This window comes from Eubacterium sp. AF19-12LB (assembly GCF_003479125.1).
Classification (GTDB): Bacteria; Bacillota; Clostridia; order Lachnospirales; family Lachnospiraceae; genus Eubacterium_U; species Eubacterium_U album.
Genome location: NZ_QUGP01000028.1, coordinates 1 through 2856, shown reverse-complemented (window position 1 = coordinate 2856; position 2856 = coordinate 1). Strand labels below are relative to the sequence as shown.

The 2856-nt window shown below is 34.9% G+C and carries 4 protein-coding genes; all 4 read right to left on the bottom strand.

The window, feature by feature from the left end:
- Positions 1-516, bottom strand: a 516-nt coding sequence (locus DWX29_RS12745) for an RHS repeat-associated core domain-containing protein (protein WP_279218285.1), incomplete at its 3' end; no start/stop codon positions are given.
- 631 nt (positions 517-1147) lie between these two features.
- Complete coding sequence (locus tag DWX29_RS12375; RefSeq protein ID WP_158574553.1) at positions 1148-1330, bottom strand: hypothetical protein; 183 nt, start codon at positions 1328-1330, stop codon at positions 1148-1150.
- A gap of 795 nt (positions 1331-2125) precedes the next feature.
- Complete coding sequence (locus tag DWX29_RS12370) at positions 2126-2383, bottom strand: hypothetical protein (protein WP_118565970.1); 258 nt, start codon at positions 2381-2383, stop codon at positions 2126-2128.
- The coding region (locus DWX29_RS12365) for a hypothetical protein (protein ID WP_207663757.1) at positions 2374-2856 on the bottom strand (483 nt) is incomplete at its 5' end. The genes DWX29_RS12365 and DWX29_RS12370, both read right to left, overlap by 10 nt.

Here is a 2856-nt window from a genome sequence, read left to right as displayed (position 1 = left end):
TATTCCTGCTGACGCTATTACTGCTTGTGCTATTGCGGCTGCTCCTACTCCGCTTACTCCCGCTACAACTATTCCCGTTGTTCCTACGGCCACCTTTGCCCATGTCGGCATGTTATCTATTTCACAACATATCCTTGTGTAAAGTCCAAGTCCGCCTGTCACTCCGCTCTTTACAACGTTGAAAGCTGTTCTTCCTGCATTTCCAAGTGTACTTATGTATGAACATCCGTCAGGATCTATGTAATACAGCGGATTGTCTCCACAATAAATGTAACCGTTCTGGGTTAGGGTTTCATATACATTTCCTGCTTTAGGGTCCTTCTGTATAAATTCCCTGTCTGTGGAATTGTACATTCTTGCTCCCGCATTCCAGTAGCCTGTTGTTTCATCATAAACATATCCGGTGTAACTTTTTGAAATGTTTATTCCTTTAAGTTTACTGCTTACCGTTTCTGTTTCCGGCTTTCCCCATGCATCATACTCTGTTTTCGCTGCAACCTCTGCATTTTCATCCAGTGCCCATCTTGTGCTTCCGAGTCTGTCCGTGTACAGGCTGTAAACTAAACAACTGAATGTTTACCAGAAGTTTTCAATTTTACTTTAGTTAAATCATATAGTTTAGCATCAACTTAGTTCACTTTTCGTATACGCATAAAACGCATCTATTTAGCAGCAAAAATTTATTTTAAAAGAAGTGCGTTAATGTCAGAATTTTGGAACTAAATATTCAGTTTTAAATTTATTTGTAAAACGCAATAATTCCGTTATACTAATTCTTCAAAGAACTTCTGTTGTATCGTATTATTGTTACTTAGTTCTTCAATTTAGCTGGCTAAGTAATGATTGCTGAATGGTTCATTAATATTCATTTCTCCCTATCTCCTTTTGGTGATATATTCCATCAGAAAACTTGCGGACAAAACCTTTTGCTGGGAAATCAGGATATTTAAATTCCCACAGACATCCACAACAATTACACTTATACCATTTGTCTGCTTTCCATTCAAATCCATTACAATATGGTTTTCCTACCTCTACTTCTGAAAATATACCTTTTTTACTTGTTCTTCAAAAAACCTTTTAATTTCTTCATATAATTGATACGAATTAATCAAACTTCCTATTCGTTCTCTACATTCACATTTTATCATTGAAACCACCTCGCTTCTACTGTAGGAATATATACTTGATTTCCACCTCCAGGCAATATTCCTATTACATTTCCAATACTATCATATATATTTTGTGGCATGGCTATACCTTCATAAATTGTTGTTCCTTTAGGAACAACTACTTTTACCCTGTTGGTGACACGGACTGTATCTGCCACATCTTCAACCTTTTCTAAAATTGGCACCAATGCAAGGGAAAACAGTTTTTTTCTCTGCCAGACCTAAGGAATCCACATAGCTGGTGGAATTGTTGCCACAGTAGATATACCAGTTCAGTCTATGATATGTTATCCATTATACACTATTGCTGATGGTTTAGGAAATTTCCAATAAAGAAAAATGCATTGTCTCCACACCACCAAGTACTATGAAAACAATGCGTTCTTCGTCTTAAAATGACAATATTTAGTTTTAATTTTGACAGCACTTAAATGTACTTAAGTTATAAAGCCTCTAAATTAATCTTCATGGATTTTTCTACCTTAAATCCATTTCGATTTCTTTATCAACCATGGTAAAATTTTTTAGTAACCATCTGCATATACATTGCAGCAAATTAAACTATAAGACATTTAGTTCTTCAATTACTGCATTTGTATTTCTATAACCCCACCTCTATCTCACACATAATGGTCAAATTACTTCTTTCACCATCAATCATTAAGTCCAAGTATTTACTTTTGAATCTTGTAGGATTACGTTATTTTGTATGCACTACAAAACCTTACTGCTTTATTCAAAGCATCCATTACATTACTTTTTTGCATATTTTCATCATCATAAAAACAATATACCGGTTGTTTCTCTTCTTCATTTGATATATCCCTATCCAATGCTTCAAAATAGACAAACTGATATTTATTGCAGAATCAACTACTCCGTCTCCAATCACTTCGACTACTCTTGTTGCCGTTGCCGCATTTTTCAAAGTACACCATAAATAAGAACAACTGTTATATTTTTCTATACAATTCTTCCAGTTCCAACAACTCCATACCTAACTGGTCTGAATAATCCCATGAATCCACTATAATCCGAGGATAACTTAAAATAACATTTTTTTGCATATTGCTCTTTTGAAGTTCTGTCAATATAGTTTGCAACTGAACCATATTTTTCTTACTTTGTCCCATTTTAACTTTTTCAATTTCCAACTTTATTTTTTGTTGCAATTCGCTATTTCTTTTATTAAAATTCTCTTCTATTGACATCTTATTAACTCCTCCAAATTACTAATATACCATTGATTAGCACCACCAATGTATTGACTGCCAAAATTCTTCTGAGCCGCAGCATTCCCTGTAATCATAATCGTTCCACTTTTAACTTGGAACTGTTGAATTCCCGTCATACTATTCCATTCATATGGCAAAGCCAAATTCTGTCGATTTGTTAAAGGTGAAAATGTCTCGAATAAATATCTTCCCTCTGCATTTGCATTTCCACCATAAAATCTCAAACCATATGTACTATCTCCAGCAGTTTGAAGTTTTATTGTTTCTACATCAAAAGACTCCAATATCTGCTTTCTATATGCTCTTGGAACTCCTTGACTCTGTAGATATTCCGATGCTTGCTGTACTCCGTCGTAATAGTATGATGTTTTTCTACCACCCTCATACGAAACACTTCCTGCTTCATCTGCCATAAACCCTGCTAGTTTTCCACTCTTTGCAGCATTTTG

Excerpts from the sequence above, each read along its gene's own strand:
- DWX29_RS12370 (WP_118565970.1), bottom strand. The coding sequence starts at position 2,383 with ATGTCAATAGAAGAGAATTTTAATAAAAGAAATAGCGAATTGCAACAA.